This is a genomic window from Rhodococcus koreensis (assembly GCF_017068375.1).
GTDB lineage: Bacteria > Actinomycetota > Actinomycetes > Mycobacteriales > Mycobacteriaceae > Rhodococcus_F > Rhodococcus_F koreensis.
The window spans coordinates 2,369,412-2,389,397 of the sequence record NZ_CP070609.1 but is presented as its reverse complement, the minus strand read 5'-3'; the positions used below and the strand labels follow the sequence as shown (position 1 = coordinate 2,389,397).

At 66.4% G+C, this 19,986-nt stretch carries 17 protein-coding genes and 1 pseudogene; 7 read left to right on the top strand and 11 right to left on the bottom strand.

Going from position 1 to position 19,986, the window contains the following annotated elements; genetic code table 11:
* Positions 1–28 precede the first annotated feature (28 nt).
* On the bottom strand, positions 29–562 hold the full coding sequence (locus JWS14_RS11160; RefSeq protein WP_206013120.1) for a carboxymuconolactone decarboxylase family protein: 534 nt from the start codon (positions 560–562) through the stop codon (positions 29–31).
* Entirely contained in the window at positions 559–1,458 is a 900-nt protein-coding gene (locus JWS14_RS11155; RefSeq protein WP_206015971.1) for an SDR family NAD(P)-dependent oxidoreductase, read from the bottom strand. Before JWS14_RS11155 ends, JWS14_RS11160 begins: the two co-directional genes overlap by 4 nt.
* Positions 1,459–1,587: 129 nt before the next feature.
* Between JWS14_RS11155 and JWS14_RS11150 the strand changes: the two genes are divergently transcribed.
* A complete protein-coding gene (locus JWS14_RS11150; RefSeq protein WP_241031313.1) occupies positions 1,588–2,667 on the top strand; it encodes an IS110 family RNA-guided transposase in 1,080 nt (359 codons plus the stop codon).
* A 798-nt stretch (positions 2,668–3,465) separates the two neighbouring features.
* A pseudogene (locus JWS14_RS11145) lies at positions 3,466–3,760 on the top strand (IS110 family transposase); the annotation flags it as partial.
* A gap of 37 nt (positions 3,761–3,797) precedes the next feature.
* Here JWS14_RS11145 and JWS14_RS11140 read toward each other — a convergent pair.
* Genes JWS14_RS11140 through urtA form a run of 6 tightly spaced genes read right to left on the bottom strand, consistent with a single transcriptional unit; the run spans position 3,798 to position 9,336 of the window.
* Positions 3,798–4,496, bottom strand: coding sequence for a GntR family transcriptional regulator (locus JWS14_RS11140; RefSeq protein WP_072939608.1), 699 nt, complete (start codon positions 4,494–4,496; stop codon positions 3,798–3,800).
* Entirely contained in the window at positions 4,496–5,209 is a 714-nt protein-coding gene (gene urtE, locus JWS14_RS11135; protein ID WP_072939610.1) for an urea ABC transporter ATP-binding subunit UrtE, read from the bottom strand. Before urtE ends, JWS14_RS11140 begins: the two co-directional genes overlap by 1 nt.
* A complete protein-coding gene (gene urtD, locus JWS14_RS11130; RefSeq protein WP_206013116.1) occupies positions 5,196–6,041 on the bottom strand; it encodes an urea ABC transporter ATP-binding protein UrtD in 846 nt (281 codons plus the stop codon). Before urtD ends, urtE begins: the two co-directional genes overlap by 14 nt.
* Positions 6,038–7,156, bottom strand: coding sequence for an urea ABC transporter permease subunit UrtC (gene urtC / locus JWS14_RS11125; RefSeq protein ID WP_206013114.1), 1,119 nt, complete (start codon positions 7,154–7,156; stop codon positions 6,038–6,040). Before urtC ends, urtD begins: the two co-directional genes overlap by 4 nt.
* Entirely contained in the window at positions 7,153–8,037 is an 885-nt protein-coding gene (gene urtB, locus JWS14_RS11120; RefSeq protein WP_012689050.1) for an urea ABC transporter permease subunit UrtB, read from the bottom strand. The genes urtC and urtB overlap by 4 nt, the downstream gene beginning before the upstream one ends.
* 48 nt (positions 8,038–8,085) lie before the next feature.
* The gene (gene urtA / locus JWS14_RS11115; RefSeq protein ID WP_072939619.1) at positions 8,086–9,336 is read right to left on the bottom strand and encodes an urea ABC transporter substrate-binding protein; all 1,251 of its coding nucleotides are present in this window, start codon (positions 9,334–9,336) and stop codon (positions 8,086–8,088) included.
* A 580-nt stretch (positions 9,337–9,916) separates the two neighbouring features.
* Between urtA and JWS14_RS11110 the strand changes: the two genes are divergently transcribed.
* Complete coding sequence (locus JWS14_RS11110) at positions 9,917–10,654, top strand: Pycsar system effector family protein (RefSeq protein ID WP_143548912.1); 738 nt, start codon at positions 9,917–9,919, stop codon at positions 10,652–10,654.
* Between the two features lie 39 nt (positions 10,655–10,693).
* Here the strand turns inward: JWS14_RS11110 and ramB are convergent, their stop codons facing one another.
* The 3 genes from ramB to JWS14_RS11095 all read right to left on the bottom strand — a co-directional run bounded on the left by ramB (position 10,694) and on the right by JWS14_RS11095 (position 13,779).
* Positions 10,694–12,106 (bottom strand): acetate metabolism transcriptional regulator RamB, encoded by a 1,413-nt coding sequence (gene ramB, locus JWS14_RS11105; RefSeq protein ID WP_072939624.1) that lies wholly within the window; start codon positions 12,104–12,106, stop codon positions 10,694–10,696.
* A gap of 62 nt (positions 12,107–12,168) precedes the next feature.
* Positions 12,169–13,428, bottom strand: coding sequence for a formamidase (fmdA, locus tag JWS14_RS11100; RefSeq protein WP_206013113.1), 1,260 nt, complete (start codon positions 13,426–13,428; stop codon positions 12,169–12,171).
* Positions 13,429–13,449: 21 nt separating this feature from the next.
* Positions 13,450–13,779: a zinc ribbon domain-containing protein gene (locus JWS14_RS11095; RefSeq protein WP_338051151.1), complete on the bottom strand. Its 330-nt coding sequence runs from the start codon at positions 13,777–13,779 to the stop codon at positions 13,450–13,452.
* Between the two features lie 363 nt (positions 13,780–14,142).
* On the opposite strand from JWS14_RS11095, the gene aceA reads away from it, so the two are divergent.
* The 4 genes from aceA to JWS14_RS11075 all read left to right on the top strand — a co-directional run bounded on the left by aceA (position 14,143) and on the right by JWS14_RS11075 (position 19,986).
* Complete coding sequence (aceA, locus tag JWS14_RS11090) at positions 14,143–15,432, top strand: isocitrate lyase (protein ID WP_072939629.1); 1,290 nt, start codon at positions 14,143–14,145, stop codon at positions 15,430–15,432.
* Positions 15,433–15,551: 119 nt separating this feature from the next.
* Positions 15,552–16,448 carry a 3-hydroxybutyryl-CoA dehydrogenase gene (locus tag JWS14_RS11085; RefSeq protein ID WP_072939631.1) on the top strand — a complete coding sequence of 299 codons (897 nt, stop codon included), beginning with the start codon at positions 15,552–15,554 and terminating at the stop codon, positions 16,446–16,448.
* A gap of 119 nt (positions 16,449–16,567) precedes the next feature.
* On the top strand, positions 16,568–18,862 hold the full coding sequence (gene metE, locus JWS14_RS11080; RefSeq protein WP_072939633.1) for a 5-methyltetrahydropteroyltriglutamate--homocysteine S-methyltransferase: 2,295 nt from the start codon (positions 16,568–16,570) through the stop codon (positions 18,860–18,862).
* 83 nt (positions 18,863–18,945) lie between these two features.
* The gene (locus JWS14_RS11075) at positions 18,946–19,986 is read left to right on the top strand and encodes an NAD(P)-dependent alcohol dehydrogenase (protein WP_206013111.1); all 1,041 of its coding nucleotides are present in this window, start codon (positions 18,946–18,948) and stop codon (positions 19,984–19,986) included.

Here is a 19,986-nt window from a genome sequence, read left to right as displayed (position 1 = left end):
TCTCTGCGTTCTCTGCGCTGTGCGGAACCTATGAGTAGTCGCGTTCGATCCGCAGCGTCCCGATGGTGGTGGCCAGGGCGTCGTACTGGGTCACCAGAAAACAGAACTCGATCAGCCGGCGATCGTCGAAGTACGCGGCGAGCGCCGACCACGTGGCATCGTCCAGATTGTCGGTGGTGACGAGTTGGTCGACAGCGGTGAGGATGGCGCGGCGGCGCGCGTCCCAGCCTTCCGCGTCGGGACCTTCCAGCACCTGTTCGAGCAGCGCCGGGGTGACGCCGGCCCGGCGTCCGAGGCGCACGTGGTGGTCCATCTCGTAGCCGCACTTCCGCAGGTGCGCCACCCGGAGGATGATCAGTTCGGTCTCGTGGCGGGAAATCTTTCCGCCCGGCATCAGCTTGCCGGAGTAGTGCAGCCACGCGCGGAAGAGACCCCCCGTGTGGCCCACCGTGCTGAACAGATGCGCGTCCGGGACGCCGGCGACGCGGGAGATGACGCGCCACAGCACCCAGTTGACGGGGCCGAGTTCCTTCAGACGTCCCGGTGGAATGCGTGCGGTCACGCCGCCCCCTCTCCTTCTACTCGCCCCCTGGCAGGAACGGGTGCGTGCGTGCGTAGTTCGATCGACCGGGTCATCTCGGTCGCCCGAGATGCGAGGCCCCGAAGTGGGAGGGCCCGGAGTGCGAGCATACGCACAGAATCCGTCCCGGGTACCCGGGACGGCGCGGAAATCCGGTTCTTCCGTCCCGCGATTCCCCGTTCGAGCGCGTCGACCGCCACCGTGATCGAGGACGTCCGGGCGAGTGCGCTGCCGCGGGGTGCGGGGACCGCGACGCCGTCGAAACCGATCAGGGTGCGATCGGTGTCGATCTCGCCGAGCCGGGCGATGCCGACCCGGGTCCCGAGCGGCTTCAACTCCTCCCGCAGCGCCTCGCCGAGTTCCTCGGCGCCGCCTCTCGTCGCGCTGTGAACGCCACGCAGCGGGTCGAATGCCGTCGACGATGCCACGACCAGCGCGTATCCGTTGCGATGCCCGATGTACGGCCCCGCGGCCCGCAGCGTGTGGTACGTCCCCAGCACGTTGACCTCGATGGCGTAGCGCATCACTTCCGGATCACCCGCGACAATGTGCGCCGGGGGTGTCACGCCCGCGTTCGCGACGACGACGTCGAGGCCGCCGAGCCGGTCGGTGAGGTAGTCGAACGAGTCCTCGACGGCACGCCGGTCGCGGATGTCGCACCGGCGCCACGGCGCCCGGCCGCAGGTGGTGGCAGTCTGTTCGAGGAGTTCGGGTTCGAGGAGTTCGGGTTCGAGGCCGAGCAGCCCGACGTGGGCGCCCCGCTCGTGAAGTCGTCTGGCGAGTCCGGCGCCGATTCCCCGGGCCGAGCCGGTGATCAGGACGCGACGTCCGACCAGATTCTCTTCGAGAGTGCGTGACCGCGGAGCGTAGCGCGCAATCCCGGTCCTTCAGGGCCGGATTAGACAGTATGAGGGTATGGGCTGGGGCCCACTCCACATGTGAACGTGGGTTGCCGACAGGAAACGGGTCCTGGCCGGTAGAGCCACAAGATGTGGGAGGCCCCAGCAATGAATCAGCGTACGAGTGTCGGATTGGATGTGCACGCACGATCGGTCGTCGCGTGCGGCCTCGACGGGCGGACCGGTGAGCTGTTCGAGCGCCGATTGACGCCCGATCATCGCGACATACTCGAGTGGATCCGGTCGTTGCCGGATCCGGTGAAGGCGACGTACGAGGCCGGGCCCACCGGGTTCGGGCTGGCCCGTTTCCTGGACACGGTCGGCATCGAGTGTCTGGTGGCCGCGCCCTCGAAGCTGCAGCGCCCGTCCGGAGATCGGGTCAAGACCGACGCGCGAGATGCACGGCATCTGGCGAGATTGCTGCACCTCGATCAGATCACCTCGGTCACGGTGCCGAGCGTGGCGCAGGAGGCCGCCCGGGATCTGGTGCGCGCGCGTGAGGACGTCCGCCGGGATCTCATGGCGGCCCGGCACAGGCTGTCGAAACTTCTTCTGCGGCAGGGGATCGTCTACTACGGAGGGCACGCGTGGACGCAGGTGCACGACACCTGGCTGCGCAGCCAGCACTTCGATGAACCCGGTCTGCAGTTGGCGTACGAGACCGCGTACGACACCATGCTCGCCGCCGTCGGCCGGCGCGACCGTTTGGATGCCGCGATCACCCGGATGGCCGCCGACAGCGCCTACACCCCGGTGGTGACCCGGCTCGGGTGCCTGCGGGGGGTGTCCACGTTGACCGCGTTCGGGCTGGCGGTCGAGATCGGGGACTGGCACCGGCTGACCGGCCGCTCGATCGGCGCGTACCTGGGACTGGTGCCCACCGAGTCGTCCTCGGGCGCCTCCCGCTCGCAGGGGGCGATCACCAAGACCGGCAACGGGCACGCGCGCCGATTGCTGATCGAGGCCGCCTGGCATCACCGGCAGCCCTATCGTGCCGGGGTGGATCTGCGGCGCCGCTGGGACAAGGCCTCACCGGCGGCCCGAGCCCGCGGGCAACGAGGCAACCGGCGCCTGCACGAGCGCTGGGCCGGGTTCGACGCCCGCCGCAAGCGTCCCGTGCTGGCGAACACCGCCATCGCCCGCGAGCTCGCCGGGTGGTGCTGGTCGTTGGCCGTGCTCGACGACTGACCCATGGGGCCTTCCCCCGTCGCGGGCCATTCTGGTCGTTTGCTCGTCGGGCGGCAAGGTCGGTTCTCCTCGCTTGCGCTGCGGGGACTCCACCTTGCCCCCGCTCCTCGGCGACGACCGATGGGGCACGGACCGGGGGGCCGAAGGCCCCACGAACGTCCCGGATGATCACACGGTTGGTGACAACAGCGCCTGGGAGTGACCCGCGAGAGAACTATGAGCAATCCTCAACTGCACGTTGGGATCACGCTCGAGGTTAGACCAGCGATCCACTCCAGCCGAACAACTGTCTTTGCGGTAGCCAACCCGCGCATATCAGACTTCGACAACGCGTCGACAACCGACACGCTCGCCACCAACCAACAGATTCATCCGGGGCCACCCGAGGCGGACGTCCCTCGACGACGGTCCTGGACGTCCGCCTCCTGCTGCCCTCTTGACAAATCTGCGTCCATATCAGTTCTCCAGGGGCGCTGCTCCGCCGTGGTGAGGGGAAATGTGGCGGTCGGTCACCGTGAGTGCGTGGTTTGCCGGTGATCGTCACGGCCGCAGTCCGGTGGGGTCGGTGCTGGTTGGGGGATACTTGAGGGGTGTTTCGGTCGACCCCGGATGCTCTATGGTGCCGGTGAGCCTGTGGATTAGTTTGGTGGCGGAGGGCACAGTTCGTCGTCCGCGGGAACCGTGGACTGTTGCCTTCGAGCACGAGTGTCAGAGTCCTGTTTCTATCCCCGCCCTCCCCGGAACACGCACCCATACAACCAGATACGTATCGGGCCCAGCCCGGGATCGGTGGCGGTGATGGACGTGGTGCACCCGCGATGCGCGGGAATCGACATCTCCAAGAAGGACGCGAAGGTGTGCGTGCGGATCCAGGGCCGCGGCAACAGACGCACCTCCTCCACGGTGACGACGTGGGGCGCGATGACCAACCAGATCCTCGCCCTGCGCGAGCACCTACTCGAGCGGAAGGTCACCTGCGTGGTGATGGAAGCCACCAGCAACTACTGGCGCCCGTTCTACTACCTGCTCGAGGAACTCCTCGAGGTGATGCTGGTCAACGCCCATGACGTCAGGACCGTGCCCGGCCGCAACAAACAAACAACAACGTCCCACCGAGTTGGACAACTGTCTCAATCACGGATCGCCCAGGCCATCCGCGCGAGGGAAAGCGCCTGTTCCGCGCGCTCGATCACCACCTCCCGCGACTCGCTGATGTGCGCGAGCAGTGTGTCGTACGCGGTATCGAGCTTGCCGTCGAGTGCGAACTCGGCCACCGCGATGTGCTCGTCGACGGTCGCGCTCATGCGGTCGGGGGTCAGGTAGTCGAACATCCGGACCGGCCGAACCTTCGCGTTCACGCTGACGAGCGCATCGGACAGCGCCCGGTTTCCGGCCGACCGCAGTAGCACCGTGTGGAACTGCTCGTCGAGCGCGACGAATCCGGCATCCGGCTCGGGGTTCTCCTTCCGCAGCGCGTACCACCGCTCGAGTTCCGGTCCCAGAACGTCCGGGTCGTGCGACAGCGACTCGTCGGCACGGACCCGGGCGATTCCCTGAAGCTCGAGGGTGATGCGCAGTTCGTACAGTCCGGCCAGTTCGTCGATGCGGGGGCGGTACGGAAACAGTCCGCCGACGTCGCGCTGGACGAGTCCGTCGGCGAGGAGCCGGGCGAGGGCCTCCCGCACCGGTGTCCGCGACACTCCATAGGTGTCGGCGAGACGTTCCTCGCCGAGCCGCTGTCCCGGCGGGATCCGGCCGCTCATCAGATCGGTGCGCAGCGACAGGTACACGTGGTCGCTGAGGGAACCGGCCGGTTCTCGGCGGGCCATCAGATCGCCATCGCCGCGCGGACGTCGGAGACCGCGGTCCGGACGTCGGAATCGGGTGCGGCGCCGCCGTCGCCGGACGACGTGACCCGCCCGGACTCGAGGACGTAGTAGCGCTCGGCGGATTCGAGCGCGAACCCGATGTGCTGTTCCACCAACAGGACTCCGAGGCCGCCGCGGCGGGTGAGTTCCATGATCGTGCGTTCGATCTCCGTCACGACGGACGGCTGGATTCCCTCCGTCGGTTCGTCGAGGATCAGCATCTTCGGTTCCGTGATCAGCGCCCGCGCGATGGCGAGTTGCTGACGCTGGCCCCCGGAGAGGAGACCGGCGCGCCGGTCGAGCAGGCCGCGCAGCGCCGGGAACAGGTCGAGCGCCTCGCCGACGAGTTCCTTGCCGCGCTTGCGGCCGTCCGCCACCACCTGCAGGTTCTCCGCGGTCGTCAGCTGACCGAACGACTGCTGGCCCTGCGGCACGTACGCGAGGCCGCGCGCCACCCGGGCGCTGGGCCGCAGCGCTGTGACGTCCTCGCCGTCGAACAGCACCCGCCCGGAATTCACCTTGATCAGTCCGACCGCGGCCCGGAGAAGCGTGGTCTTGCCTGCGCCGTTGTGTCCCATCACCGCGGCGACCCCGTCCGACGGGACCGTCAGCGACACTCCGTGGATCACCTCGGTTCGGCCGTACCCGGCCCGGACGTCGTCAAGCTCGAGCATCGCTGTCCTCCTTCGAAACGTCGGGCTGCAACTCGGGGGCGGCGCCCGCCGCGGCGGTCCCGAGGTACACCTCCTGCACACGGGGATCGGCCTGCACCTGCTCGACCGTTCCCTCGCTCAGCACCTTCCCGGCGTGCAACACCGTCACCGAGGTCGCGAACGCGCGCATGAAGTCCATGTCGTGCTCGACCACCACGACGGTCCGTTCACCGCCGATGCGGCGCAGCAGGTTTCCCGTCTCCTCGCGTTCCTCGTGGCTCATGCCCGCCACTGGCTCGTCGAGCAGCAGGACCGAGCAGTTCTGCACGAGGAGCATGCCGATCTCGAGCCACTGCTTCTGCCCGTGCGCGAGGATTCCGGCCGGGGTGTCGCGGAGCTTGCCGAGACCCGTGATGTCGAGCGCCTCCTCGATCGCGGGGAGCACCGTCTTGCGGCGGCGCATCAGGGTGAGCGCGGAGCGGCCCGCGCCCGCGGCGATGTCGAGGTTCTGGAGCACCGACAGGTCCTCGAACACACTCGCCGTCTGGAACGTGCGGCCCACGCCGAGCCGGGCGATGCGGTGCACCTTCTTGCCGATCAACTCGACGCCGGATTTCGTGACCGATCCCGTCGCGGGGACGAGCCCGGTGATGGCGTCGACCAGCGTGGTCTTGCCCGCGCCGTTGGGGCCGATCAGGAACCGCAGATCGCCCTGCATCAGGGTGAGGTCGACGCCGTCGACCGCCTTGAAGCCGTCGAAGCTGACCCGCAGGTCCCGGGCCTCGAGGTACTCACTGGACATTCCGGCGTTGCCGCCGAGCACCGGCTCCTTGGTTGTGGTGGGAATCGTCATCGCGCCATCTCCATTCGTTCCGCCGCCGCGGTCTCGTCCTCCGGACCGGGCCGTGGCTGCTGCTCGGACGCGGCCTTCTGCTTGCGCTTCAGCAGCGCGAACAGTCCCGCGACACCGGCCGGGAAGAATCCGACTACCACGATGAACAGCAGACCCTGCGCGTAGATCCAGCCGGACGGGAACGACTCCGAGAAGGCGCTCTGCGCCCACGCCACACCGATCGCGCCGAGGACGGGGCCGAGGAGCGTGGCGCGTCCGCCGATGGCCACCCCGATCAGGAACGCGATCGACGGGACGATCCCGACGTCGGCGGGGGAGATGATGCCGACGATCGGCACGAACAGCGCACCGGCCAGGCCTGCGAAGAATGCTGCCGTCACGTAGGCGACGAGTTTGATGTTCGCCGGGTCGTACCCGAGGAAGCGCACCCGCTCCTCCTGATCCCGGACGGCGACGAGCAGTTCGCCGTACCGGCTGTTCATCAGCTGCCGGGTGACGGCGACGACGGCCAGCAGCACGCCTGCGGCGATGAAGAACAGCATCTGCTTGTTGGCGGGATCGTTCAGGTTGAAACCGAAGAACGTGCGAAACCGGTTGAGGCCGTTGCTTCCTCCGGTGCTCTGCTGGCCCACCAGCAGGATGGCGAACGCGGCGGCGAGTGCCTGGCTGAGAATCGCGAAATACGCGCCCTTGACGCGGCGCTTGAACACGCCGAGGCCGAGGACGAACGCCACCGACGCGGGGACCAGGAGGATTCCCAGGATCGTCACGATCGGCGACGTGAACGGCACCCAGTAGCCCGGCAGTTCCCGGATGCCCGCGATCTGCATGAAGTCGGGCACGGTGTCGCCGCGGAGTTCGGCGTCGGCGATCTTCAGATGCATCGCCATCATGTACGCGCCCAGTCCGAAGAACACACCCTGGCCGAGCGTGAGCATGCCGCCGCGGCCCCAGGCGAGGCCGATCCCGACCGCGACGATCGCGAAGCACAGGAACTTGCCGAGCAGACTCAGCCGGAAGTCGCTGAGGACCGCGGGGGCGAGAACGAACAGAAGCAGCGCGGCCAGCGCGAATCCCGCCCACGCGCGGTAGCGGCCACTCGTCAGGATGCTCATACGAGACTCCTCGTCTTGACGGCGAACAGGCCCTGCGGCCGAACCTGGAGGAACACCACGATGACCACGAACACGATGACCTTGGCGATCGACGCCGTGGTCGAGTACTCGACGAACGAATTGAGGATGCCGAGCGCGAACGCGGCGATCACCGCACCCTTCATCTGGCCGAGGCCGCCGACGACGACCACCAGGAACGCGTCGATGAGGTAACTCTGGCCGATGGTCGGGCTCGTCGAGCCGATCAGGGTCAGCGCCACACCCGCGACGCCCGCCAGCCCGGAACCGATGAAGAACGTCGTCACATCGGTTCGGCGACTGGAGATCCCGCTCGTCTCCGCGAGGTCGCGGTTCTGTACAACGGCGCGGATGCGGCGTCCCATCGACGACTTCTGCATCGCCAGCGACAGCGCGACGACGGCCACGACGGCGAGCACCAGGATGAACAGCCGCGTCTTCGGGACCACCGCGCCCAGGATCTCCACCCCGCCGGACAGCCAGCCCGGTGCGGCGACGTTGACGGCGGGTGCCCCGAAGACGTCGCGGGCCAATTGCTGCAGGATCAGTCCCACACCGAACGTCACCAGCAGCGTGTCCAGCGGCCGGTGGTACATCCGCTTCACGAGTGTCACCTCGAGCAGGACGCCCATCGCACCACCGACCACGAAACCGACGAGCAGAGAAATGAACAGAGAACCGGTCGCGCTCGACACCACCTGCTGCACCACGTAGGCCGTGTACGAGCCGGCCATGATGAATTCGCCGTGCGCCATGTTGATGACGCCCATCTGGCCGAACGTCAACGACAGCCCCAGCGCCGCGAGCAACAGGATCGATCCGATACTCAACCCGGTGAACAGCTGTCCGATCACTACATCCATCGATGTATGTCCTCTCTCTTCCCTCGTGCTCGTCGGACCGTGTTCCAGCTACCCCAGGGACTCGGCCCACGGGTAGGACTTCAGGTACGGGTCCGGCTGAATCGGGGTGCCCGAATCCCAGACCGTGTAGATCAGGCCGTCGCCGCGGATCTCACCGATGCGCGCGGTCTTGGTGATGTGATGGTTGGACCCGTCGATGGTGACCAGTCCCTCCGGCGCGGCGAACGTGACACCGTCCGCGTTGTCCTGGATGTCCTTGGTGGCGAAGGAGTTCGCCTTCTCGACGGTGTTCTTCCACAGGTACACGGACGTGTACGCGGCTTCCATCGGGTCGGACGTCGGCTTGTTCGCGCCGTACCGGGCCTTGTACGCGTCGACGAACTTCTTGTTCTCCGGCGTGTCGATGGTCTGGTAGTAGTTCCATGCGGTCAGCTGACCTTCGATGTTCTGGACGCCGATGCCGCCGACCTCCTCCTCGGCGATCGACACCGACACGACGGGCATGTCGGCGGGCTTCAGGCCGACGTTCGCGTACTCGCGGAAGAAGGCGACGTTGGAATCGCCGTTCAGGGTGTTGAACACGGCGTCCGCGTCGGCGGAGCGGACCTTGTTGACGATGGTCGAGAAGTCGGTGGAGCCGAGCGGTGTGTAGTCCTCGCCCTTGATCTCGATGCCGTTGGCCTCCGCGTACGCCTTGATGATGCGGTTGGCCGTTTGCGGGAACACGTAGTCGCTACCCACCAGGTACAGCGACTTGACGCCCTTCTCCTTCAGGTAGTCGAGAGCGGGCACGATCTGCTGGTTGGTGGTCGCGCCGGTGTAGAAGATGTTCTTCGAGTCCTCGAGCCCCTCGTACTGCACGGGGTAGTAGAGCAGCGAGTTGTTGTCCTCGAACACCGGCAGCATCGCCTTGCGGCTCGACGACGTCCAGCCGCCGAACACGGCTGCGACGCAATCGCTGCTGATGAGCTTCTCGGCCTTCTCCGCGAACACGGTGGGCTCCGAGGCGCCGTCCTCGGCCACGATCTGGATCTTCTTGCCGAGCACGCCGCCCGAGTTGTTGATCTCGTCGACCGCGAGTGCGATCGAGTCCCGGACGGTCACCTCACTGATGGCCATGGTGCCGGACAGCGAGTTCAGAGACCCGACCTTGATCGTGTCCCCGGACGTGTCCACACAGGACGCCGCGGTGGACTCGCCGGCCGTGTCGGACGCCTTGCTGCCGCAACCGGTCAGCACGAGCCCGATGGCGGCGAGCGCGGTCGGTGCAGCGAGGGCGCGCTTGGAGAAGGTGCGCATGTACGGGCCTTTCCGTCGGAGGACTTGGTGGACCTCCGCAACCCGGGACATGTATCCGCCCCACGTATACAGAGGTGTATTCGTGGGGCGAACATTAAGCGGCCGTTGTTGCGTCCGAATGTCTGTCGGTGACGTGTTCGTGACGCGAATTACGGTTGCGTGAACAAGCGCTCACAGCGCTGACACGCGGCCGGATCCTGCCTGCACCCGCGGCCAATGCCACACCGGTTCAGTCGGATTGAACCACCGTGACGTCGGTCCGCGCCGGCAGCAGTCGATCCCCGCGACTGATTCTGCCGGACACGGCGGGACCCGTGTGGTACAACGACCATTTGCCGTTCAAAAGGTCAGTGACAATTGCGGAGCCCGGGAGCACGATTGAAACAGACCGTTTGCGATGTACTGAGCCCCGGACAAAGCGGCAAGCGCACAGTTCACCGCGCGACCCGTGAGGTGGCGAATTCGAATGACAACGGGATCGAAAAGCCGGACGTCGAGGCGGAGCCATCCCCGGCACACCGGCTCGCAGTCGTCTGACGGTGCTGCACATTCTTCTGCCGGCGCAACGCCCACCGCGCCGGTGACCACTGGATCCGATCGCGGACTCGATCAGGAACGCCTCGACGTGATGAGGGACAAGGCTCGCGTCGACACCGCCTGGGAGATCCAGAAGGCGCTCCTCGATTGGAATGGCCGGGTGGACATACGAGCGACGTTCACTCTCACCATCGATACGGCTCTGATCGGTGCCGTCATTGCACTGTCGACGGACGGCGGTCTGTTCGCTGGTCTGGGCGGCGCGTCGCGTGTCTTCAACTTCGTGGGCGTGGCCTTCGTGTTCGCTTCGGCACTGTGCGCTGTGGCGGTGGTGACTCCCGTGCTGCGGCGCAGAAGTGTGCTCCAGTCGGAAGCGAGGAACCACAACAAATTCATCTATTACGGACATCTCCGACAGCTGTCCGACACGGAAATTCATCGGTACTTGGAATTGGACGGTCCGGCGATCCTCGGCGCTCTGTCCCACGAACTGAAGTACACCGGTGACAATGCCTGGCGAAAGAACCGCTTCACACAACTCGCCTTGTTGTTCACCACCGTAGGGTCGGTGCTTCTCTTTCTCAGCTTTCAGACGACAATATGGGCGTATGCAGTTGCAGTCGGTCTGATGGTGTTCTTCGTCTTCGTCTTGCATCCGGTGCGTCAGGACCGTATCGACGACCTCAAACGGTACTTACTCGCGCCCGTGCCCACTCGTCTGCGAAGAAACCTGGCAATCCGGTGGGGGAGATTCGCGCGTTGGCTGTGGGGTCCCGAATAGCGGTGTGGCCGGTACCTCGGCGCGGGTCAAGGTCGTGAGCTAGCGGATCAGATACGGGGAGACCGAACTCTGGTGCTCGCTGATGTCGAGTTGCTTGCCGAGCGGCGGGAACGCGCGCTGCGGGCAGTTGACCCGCTCGCACACCCGGCAGCCCGCGCCGATCGGGGTGCCCGGGTTGGAATCGTCGAGGTCCAGACCGTCGCCGTACACGAGCCGGTGCGCGTGCCGGATCTCGCAGCCGAGCCCGATCGCGAAGATCTTGGCGGGCTGACCGTAACGCTGGGCGCGGCGTTCGACGGTGCGGGCGATCCACAGGTACCGGCGGCCGTCCGGCATCTGCGCGATCTGGTTCATGATCTTGCCCGGGTACGCGAACGTCTCGTACACGTTCCACAGCGGGCACGTGCCGCCGCTGGTGGAGAAATGGAACCCGGTGGCGGACTGCCGCTTCGACATGTTGCCCGCCCGGTCGACGCGCACGAACATGAACGGGACACCGCGCAGCTTCGGACGCTGCAGCGTGGAGAGGCGGTGGCAGATCGTCTCGTAGCTCACCGAGTAGAACGCCGACAAGCGCTCGATGTCATACCGGAAATCCTCGGCCACGTCGTGGAACTGGCCGTAAGGGAGGACCGTCGCCGCGGCGAAGTAGTTGGCGAGCCCGAGCCGGGCGAGCGCGACGGACTCGTCGCTCGTGAAGCCGCCCTCCGCCACCAGCTTGTCGAGCAGGTCGCCGTATTCGAGGAACGCCAGCTCGGTCGCGAACTTGAACACCTGCTGCCCACCCGACAGGTGCGGTGAGATCTCCAGCAGCCGCGACCCGGGGTCGTACCGGTGCAGGACGTTCTCGCCGAGGTCGATGCGCTTGACGATCTGCACGTCGTGCACGGTCTGCAACCGGCGGGCGATCTCACCGCCGACGTCGCCGCGGTGGAACCGCATCCGCGCCGTCAGTTCCTCCGCCGCCGTGTCGAGTTCGTGCAGGTAGTTCTGCCGCTGATAGAAGTAGTCGCGGACCTCTTCGTGCGGCATCGTGATCGCGCCGCTGCCGCTGCCGTCGCTGTAGCGGTCCTCCGTCGCGAGAGCCAGCTGGGCGGTGGTGTTGCGGAAGCGGCGGTGCATGTTGACCATCGCCTTCGCCAGGCCCGGATGCGACGCGACCATCTCCGCGATCTCCTGGGCGTCCGCGTCGATGCCCATCTCCTGGTCCAGCGCGACCTCGCGCATCTCCGCGATCAGGCGCGTGTCGTCCTGAGACGAGAAGAACGTGGTGTCGACGCCGAACACCTCGCTGATCCGCAGCAGCACCGGCACGGTCAGCGGCCGGACGTCGTGCTCGATCTGATTGAGGTAGCTGGCCGAGATCTCCAGCGTCTTCGCCAGCGCCGCCTGGCTCAGGCCACGCTCGGTTCGGAGCTGACGCAACCGGGTGCCGACGAAGGTCTTGGACATACGGCAATGGTACCGGTGCAGGTCAGGTGTGCGAACGGAACCTTCGCAAGATTTACTCGCGATCAGGTCCTGTTCTCCGAGCGCGGCGCGCCGACGCCCGGGTCGATCCGGAACGGGCCCGACGCGGACGGTGCGACGGGGAAGTCGAACATCGCCGTCGGTAGGTACACGGTCGAGCAGGAGTTCGGGATGTCCACCACCCCGGACAGCCGGCCCTCGATCGGGGCGGCGCCGAGCAGGAGGTAGCCCTGCTCGGGGCTGTACCCGAACTTGGTGAGGTAGTCGATCGCGTGAAGACACGCGCGCTGATACGACAGGTGCGAGTCGAGGTACTTCTGTTCCCCGTCGAGGGTGACGGACGTTCCGGAGAACGCGAGCCACTCCGAATACTGCGGGTCGGTGTTGCCGGGCATGAAGATCGCGTTCTCGGACACGCCGTACGTGTCCATGCCGCCCTTGATGACGTCGACGCGCAGGTCGATGAAGCCGCCCATCTCGATGGCGCCGCAGAACGTGATCTCGCCGTCGCCCTGGGAGAAGTGCAGATCGCCGACGGACAGGTTCGCGCCGTCGACGAACACGGGATAGAAGACGCGGCTGCCCTTGGTGAGGTTCTTGATGTCCTGGTTGCCGCCGTTCTCGCGTGGGGGCGCGGTGCGGGCGGCCTCGCCTGCGACGCGGTCGAAGTCGGCGCCCGACAGGGACCCGAGGACGGCGTCCTGCGGTTCGGGCGGCAGGGCGAGTGGGGGAACCCGGCCCGGATCGGTGGCGATGAGCGCACCCTCCCTCGCGTTCCATCTCGACAGGAGTGCGGCCGACGGCGCGGTGCCCATCAGTCCGGGGTGGACGATGCCGGTGAACGAGACGTGCGGGACGTGCCGCGACGTGGCGGTCTGACCGGAGAAGTCCCAGACGGCCTTGTAGGCGTCGGGGAACTGCTCGGTGAGGAATCCGCCGCCGTTGTGGCGGGAGAAGATTCCCGTGTACCCCCAGCCCTGGCCGGCCAGCGGGCCGGAATCCTCCTGGGGGATGGGTCCGACGTCCAGGATGTCGACGATCAGCAGGTCGCCGGGCTTCGCGCCCTCCACGGCGAACGGCCCGGACAATGTGTGGACCGTGGTGAGGGGCGCGTTCAGGATGTCGTCGGCGGAATCGTCGTTGTGGATGGCGCCGTCGAACCATTCGCGGCAGTGGACGCGGAAGGAGTCGCCCGGTTTCACCGTGACCGCGGCCGGGATGTCGGGGTGCCAGCGGTTGTGACCGACGATCGCCTGATCGGTGAACTTCTTCGAGGAATCGAGCGGAAACAGCAGTTCGGGCATGTGCGCTCCTTCGGTGGCCGGTCAGGGACGAGGAAGTCGGCGGTGCAGCGGATTGCTCGTGACGGGTGGACGTCCGGCCGTGGCCGGGGGCGGCGGACCGGTCACGACGTCCGGTTCGTGAGCCGACCTCTTCGTGCGGTCGAGGAGGTTCATCGCGGACGAGGATCCGTGTCCGAGGCGCGGGGAGGACACGAGCCGGGCGGCGTCGCGTTCGCATCCCGGGCAGGTGATGGACCGGGGCGCGTCGGCCATGGGGAACGACCGCTCGAATGGGCCGCAGTCGGCGGCGCATCGGAATTCGTACAGCGGCATCGTGGTGCCCTTCGCCCGGAGGAGACCATTCGAGGTCACGGTAGCCGACCCGATCCGTGATTGCAGTCACATCGAATGCGTCGAGGCTCCTGCGCAGGCGGTGAACGGCACGGTCCGACGGGAGCAACTATCTGTGTACGCCGGGTTGCGTGCATGTGGTTCACCACCTGCGAGTATTTGCTACTGGCGAGTAATTTTCCTCCCCGATCGGGCAGGTTTGACGCTGAACTTTCTTAACAGTCTTTGCAAAGTGCTGTGAAAAGCTAGCCAAGATTGGCAGTAGCAACAGGTAGACGGCACTTTTTGCTTATGTCATTCTCGGTGAGTACATACGAAGGGCCTGGCAAGGATGTGAAGCAGTACATCCGTACCGGACCAGAAGTCGAAGAGAGTGGAGTCTTGATGTCGACCACCGGCACCCCGAAGACCGCAGCTGAAATCCAGCAGGATTGGGACACCAACCCGCGCTGGAAGGGAGTAACCCGCAACTACACGGCGGAGCAGGTCACCAAGCTCCAGGGCACCGTTGTCGAAGAGGCGACCCTCGCACGCCGTGGATCCGAGATCCTCTGGGACCTCGTGAACAACGAGGACTACATCAACTCGCTGGGCGCGCTGACCGGCAACCAGGCCGTGCAGCAGGTCCGTGCAGGCCTCAAGGCCATCTACCTGTCCGGCTGGCAGGTCGCCGGTGACGCGAACCTGTCCGGACACACCTACCCCGACCAGAGCCTCTACCCGGCTAACTCGGTCCCGCAGGTCGTGCGCCGCATCAACAATGCGCTGCTGCGCGCCGACGAGATCGCCAAGGTCGAGGGTGACACCTCCGTCGACAACTGGCTCGCCCCGATCGTCGCCGACGGTGAAGCCGGCTTCGGTGGCGCGCTCAACGTCTACGAGCTGCAGAAGGCCATGATCGCGGCCGGTGTCGCCGGTTCGCACTGGGAGGACCAGCTCGCGTCGGAGAAGAAGTGCGGCCACCTCGGTGGCAAGGTGCTCATCCCGACGCAGCAGCACATCCGCACCCTGACCTCGGCTCGCCTCGCGGCCGACGTCGCGGACGTCCCCACCGTCGTCATCGCGCGCACCGACGCCGAGGCCGCCACCCTCATCACCTCCGACGTGGACGAGCGTGACCGCCCGTTCCTCGACGGCACCCGCACCGCCGAGGGCTTCTACGGCATCAAGAACGGCATCGAGCCCTGCATCGCGCGTGCCAAGGCCTACGCCCCGTACTCCGACCTCATCTGGATGGAGACCGGCGTGCCGGACCTCGAGGTCGCCAAGAAGTTCGCCGAGGCCGTCCGCAGCGAGTTCCCCGACCAGCTGCTCGCCTACAACTGCTCCCCGTCCTTCAACTGGAAGGCGCACCTGGACGACGCGACCATCGCGAAGTTCCAGAAGGAGCTCGGCGCGATGGGCTTCAAGTTCCAGTTCATCACCCTGGCAGGCTTCCACTCGCTCAACTACGGCATGTTCGACCTGGCCCACGGCTACGCCCGCGAGGGCATGACCGCCTTCGTCGACCTGCAGGAGCGCGAGTTCAAGGCCGCCGAGGAGCGTGGCTTCACGGCCATCAAGCACCAGCGTGAGGTCGGAGCCGGCTACTTCGACAGCATCGCCACCACGGTCGACCCCAACACGTCGACGGCTGCGCTGAAGGGCTCCACCGAAGAGGGTCAGTTCCACTGAGTCTTGTCCTCCGAGGCTTCGACCGATCAAGGCCTCACCTGATCAACCCGACCCCGGGGAGGGGCCTGTGACAGGGCCCCTCCCCGGACGACGACTCCACTAGACGAAAAGGAGCTGACGTGACCAGCGAAAAGATTCAGCGCGTCGGCGTGATCGGCGCCGGGATCATGGGTGCCGGAATCGCAGAGGTGTGCGCTCGCGCGCACGTCGACGTTCTGGTGTTCGAGCAGACCCGTGAGCTTGCGGCGGCGGGGCGTTCGCGCATCCTGCGTTCGCTCGATCGCGGAGTGAGCAGCGGCAAGATCACCGAGCGGGAACGTGAGCAGGCCGCCTGGCGGCTGCGGTTCACCTCCGACCTCGGCGATTTCGCGGACCGGCAGCTCGTCGTGGAGGCCGTCGTCGAGGACGAGAAGGTGAAGAGCGAGATCTTCGCCGAACTAGACCAGGTCGTGACGGATCCGAACGCCGTGCTGGCGTCCAACACGTCGTCGATCCCGATCATGAAGCTGGGCATCGCCACGACGGCCCCGGAGCGGGTCATCGGGATGCACTTCTTCAACCCCGTTCCGGTGCTTCCCCTCGTCGAGCTGGTGACCACGCTCAAGACGAGCAAGTCTGTGTCCGAGCGGGCCGAGGCCTTCGCGAGCGACGTGCTGGGCAAGCAGGTCGTCCGGTCCGCGGACCGTTCCGGATTCGTCGTCAACGCCCTCCTGGTGCCGTACCTGCTGTCCGCGATCCGCATGGTGGAGTCCGGGTTCGCCACGAAGGAAGACATCGACAAGGCAACGGTTCTCGGCCTCGCACACCCGATGGGACCGCTTGCACTGACCGACCTGGTGGGCCTGGACACGGTGAAGTCCATCGCCGACTCCATGTACGAAGAGTTCAAGGAGCCCCTGTACTCGGCGCCGCCGCTGCTGCTCCGCATGGTCGAGGCCGGGTTGGTCGGCAAGAAGTCCGGCGCGGGCTTCTACGAGTACGGCGACAACGGCCGTGCGAGCAAGAAGGCCAGCTAGTAGGTAGGCGACTACAGCTGTGCGCCTTTCACGACCTCCGGCGGTTGTGAGAGGCGCACAGGTGCATCGAGCCCAGAGGCATTCTCAGCCACCGGACTGAGCCCAGAAAGGTCGACCGCATGTCCAGCACCGCAGCATACGGATCCAGCATCCTGGGGTATCCCCGCATCGGACCTCACCGCGAACTCAAGCGTGCCCTCGAGTCCTACTGGCACGGCACGGGAACGAAGGACGAACTCGTCGCCGTCGCCCGGGATCTCCAGGAGGAGACGTGGAGTGAGCTCGCCGCAACCGGTCTGACCCAGGTCCCGGGCAATACGTTCTCGTACTACGACCACGTACTCGACAACGCGCTGCTGTTCGGTGCGGTGCCCGAGCGGTTCGCGCCGCTCGAGAACCAGCTCGATCCGCTGGACTTCTATTTCACGCTGGCACGGGGCAGGCCGGACTTCCCCCCGCTCGAGCTGGTGCGGTTCTTCGGCACCAACTACCACTACCGCCAGCCCGAATTGGACGAGAACACCGAGTTCTCGCTGCGGTCCGAGATCCTGCTGGACGAGTTCGAACGGGCGAAGGCACGCGGGATCGAACTGCGTCCCGTCGTGATGGGGCCCGTGTCGCTGCTCCTGCTGTCGAAGGTCGGTCCGACGTCGAAGCGGCACGGCTTCTCGACCCTCGAGCTGCTGGACAAACTGCTGCCGGAATACGAGCTTCTGTTCGAGCAGCTCGCGAAGGCCGGCGCCACGTGTGTCCAGCTGGACGAGCCGTCGTTCACCGAGGACCGCACGCCGGAGGAGCTGGCGGCGCTGGCCCGGGTGTACGAGAAGTTGTCGCACGCGCCGCTGCGTCCCCGCATCCTCGTCACCGGCCCGTACGGGCATCTCGGGGAGGCCCTCGCCGTCCTCGCCTCCACGAAGGTCGAGGCTCTCGGTCTCGACCTCGTCAGTCATCGGCTCAGTGCCGACGAGCTGGCGAGGATCCCGGGGATGAAGCGCAAGCGCATCTACGCCGGCGTGGTCGACGGCCGGAACGTGTGGCGCGTCGACCGGTACAACACGCTGACGTACCTGAACACGCTGAAGGACGTCGTGCCCGATCTGGTGGTCTCGACGTCGACGTCGTTGCTGCACGTGCCGTACGACGTGTTGTCCGAGTACGACATTCCGGGTGACGTCGCGGACCGGCTCGCGTTCGCGAAGCAGAAGGTCGGTGAGGTGGTCTCGCTGGCCAAGGCGCTGACCGAGGGCCCGTCCGACAAGTGGCGCAAGCGTCCCACGTCGGTGCACTTCAAGCTCAAGCATGCGGTGCGCGCACGGGTCAACGCGATCAAGCCGGACGACCGCATCCGGGTCCCGTACGAGGAGCGGCGGGTCGCGCAGCAGGAGCGACTGAACCTGCCGCTGGTTCCGGCGACGACGCTGGGTTCGTTCCCGCAGACGGATGCGATCAGGAAGGCCCGGTACGAGCTGGGGCAGGGGCGCCTGGAGTGGGACGAGTACTACAAGGGGATCCAGGCGGAGATCGAAAGCACGATCCGGTTGCAGGAGGACATCGGTCTCGACGTCCTCGTGCACGGTGAGCACGAGCGCAACGACATGGTGCAGTACTTCGCGGAGCTTCTCGAGGGGTATGCCTTCACCCACAACGGCTGGGTGCAGGCTTACGGCTCGCGGTGTACACGTCCCCCGATCCTCTACGGGGACGTGTCGCGGCCGAAGCCGATGACCGTCGAGTGGATCGCGTACGCGCAGTCGCTGACGGACAAGCCGGTCAAGGGCATGCTGACGGGTCCGGTGACGATGATCGCGCGGTCGTTCGTCCGCCAGGATCAGCCGCTGTACGAGACGGCTGACCAGTTGGCGCTGGTGATCCGTGACGAGATCGCCGACCTGGAGGCGGCGGGAATCGCGATCATCCAGGTCGACGAGCCGGCGATCCGGGAACTGCTGCCGTTGCGCGAGGACGGCCGCGAGGCGTATCTCGAGTGGGCGGTCGACGCGTTCCGTCTCGCGACGGGTGCGGCGAAGCCGGAGACGCAGATCCACACGCACCTCACGTACACGAGCCGGGCGTCGGTGGTCGACGCCATCGAACGGCTCGATGCGGACGTGACGGCGATCGTGGCGACGCGTTCCATCACGTGGGTGCTCGATGCCATCAAGGAGCGGGCGCTGACCCACGGGGTCGGTCCGGGTGTGTACGAGAGCCGGTCGGCCCGGATTCCGGACATCGACGAGTTGGACGAACTGCTCACGGAGGCGAGCGAGTCGGTCTCACTGGAACGGTTGTGGGCCAACCCGGACGGCGGGCTGAAGACTCGCCACTATTGGCAGCTCGAGCCGTCGCTGCGCAACCTGGTGGCGGCCGCGAAGCGTCTGCGCCGGCGGTCCGAGAAGGAAGAATCCGAGGACTGATTCCTCAGGCGTGTTCAGGGGTCACCGCGGCAGTGGTGGCCCCGAACGTGCGTTCGGTCGCGCAAACATGTAGGCATGTAAGCATGGTTACCGCAGCCGCATATGCAGTCACGTCCGCCGACAGCCGATTCGAGAAGACCACCGTGCAGCGCCGCGAACTCGGACCGCTCGATGTGCTGATCGAGATCAAGTTCGCCGGCATCTGCCACTCCGACATCCACACCGCCCGTAACGAATGGGGCAGCACCCACTACCCGGTCGTGCCCGGTCACGAGATCGCGGGCGTGGTGAGCGCGGTCGGGTCCGAGGTCACGAAGCACCGGGTCGGCGACCGGGTCGGGGTCGGGTGCTTCGTCGACTCCTGCGGGGAATGCGACGCCTGCCGGGCCGACGAGGAGCAGTACTGCGTCAACCGGGCGACCGGGACGTACAACGCCACGGGGCGCGACGGCGAGTGGACGCAGGGCGGCTACTCGACGCACATCGTGGTGACGGAACACTTTGTCCTGTCCATCCCGGACGGTCTGGAACTGGACGTCGCGGCGCCGCTGCTGTGCGCGGGCATCACGTTGTACTCACCACTCGCCCACTGGGGCGCCGGACCGGGCAAGAAGGTCGCGGTCATCGGGATGGGCGGTCTCGGACACGTCGGCGTGAAGATCGCGCATGCGATGGGCGCCGACGTCACCGTGCTCAGCCAGTCGCTCGGCAAGAAGGACGACGGCCTGAAATTCGGCGCCGGCCACTACTACGCCACCTCGGATCCGGGCACGTTCACGCAGTTGCGCGGACAATTCGACCTCATCGTCAACACCGTGTCGGTGAATCTCGACATCGACGCGTACATGTCCATGCTCGCGATCAACGGCACCCTCGTCGAACTGGGGTTGCCGGAGAAGCCGATCGAGGTGCGCGCGTTCAGCCTCGCCGCGAACCGCCGCAGCCTGGCCGGTTCGATGGTGGGCGGCATCGCTCAGACGCAGGAGATGCTGAACTTCTGCGCCGAACACGGAATCGGCGCCGAGATCGAGGTGATCTCCGCGGACCAGATCGACGGCGCCTACGACCGCGTGGTCGGCAGCGACGTGCGGTACCGATTCGTGATCGACACGGCAACGATCTGA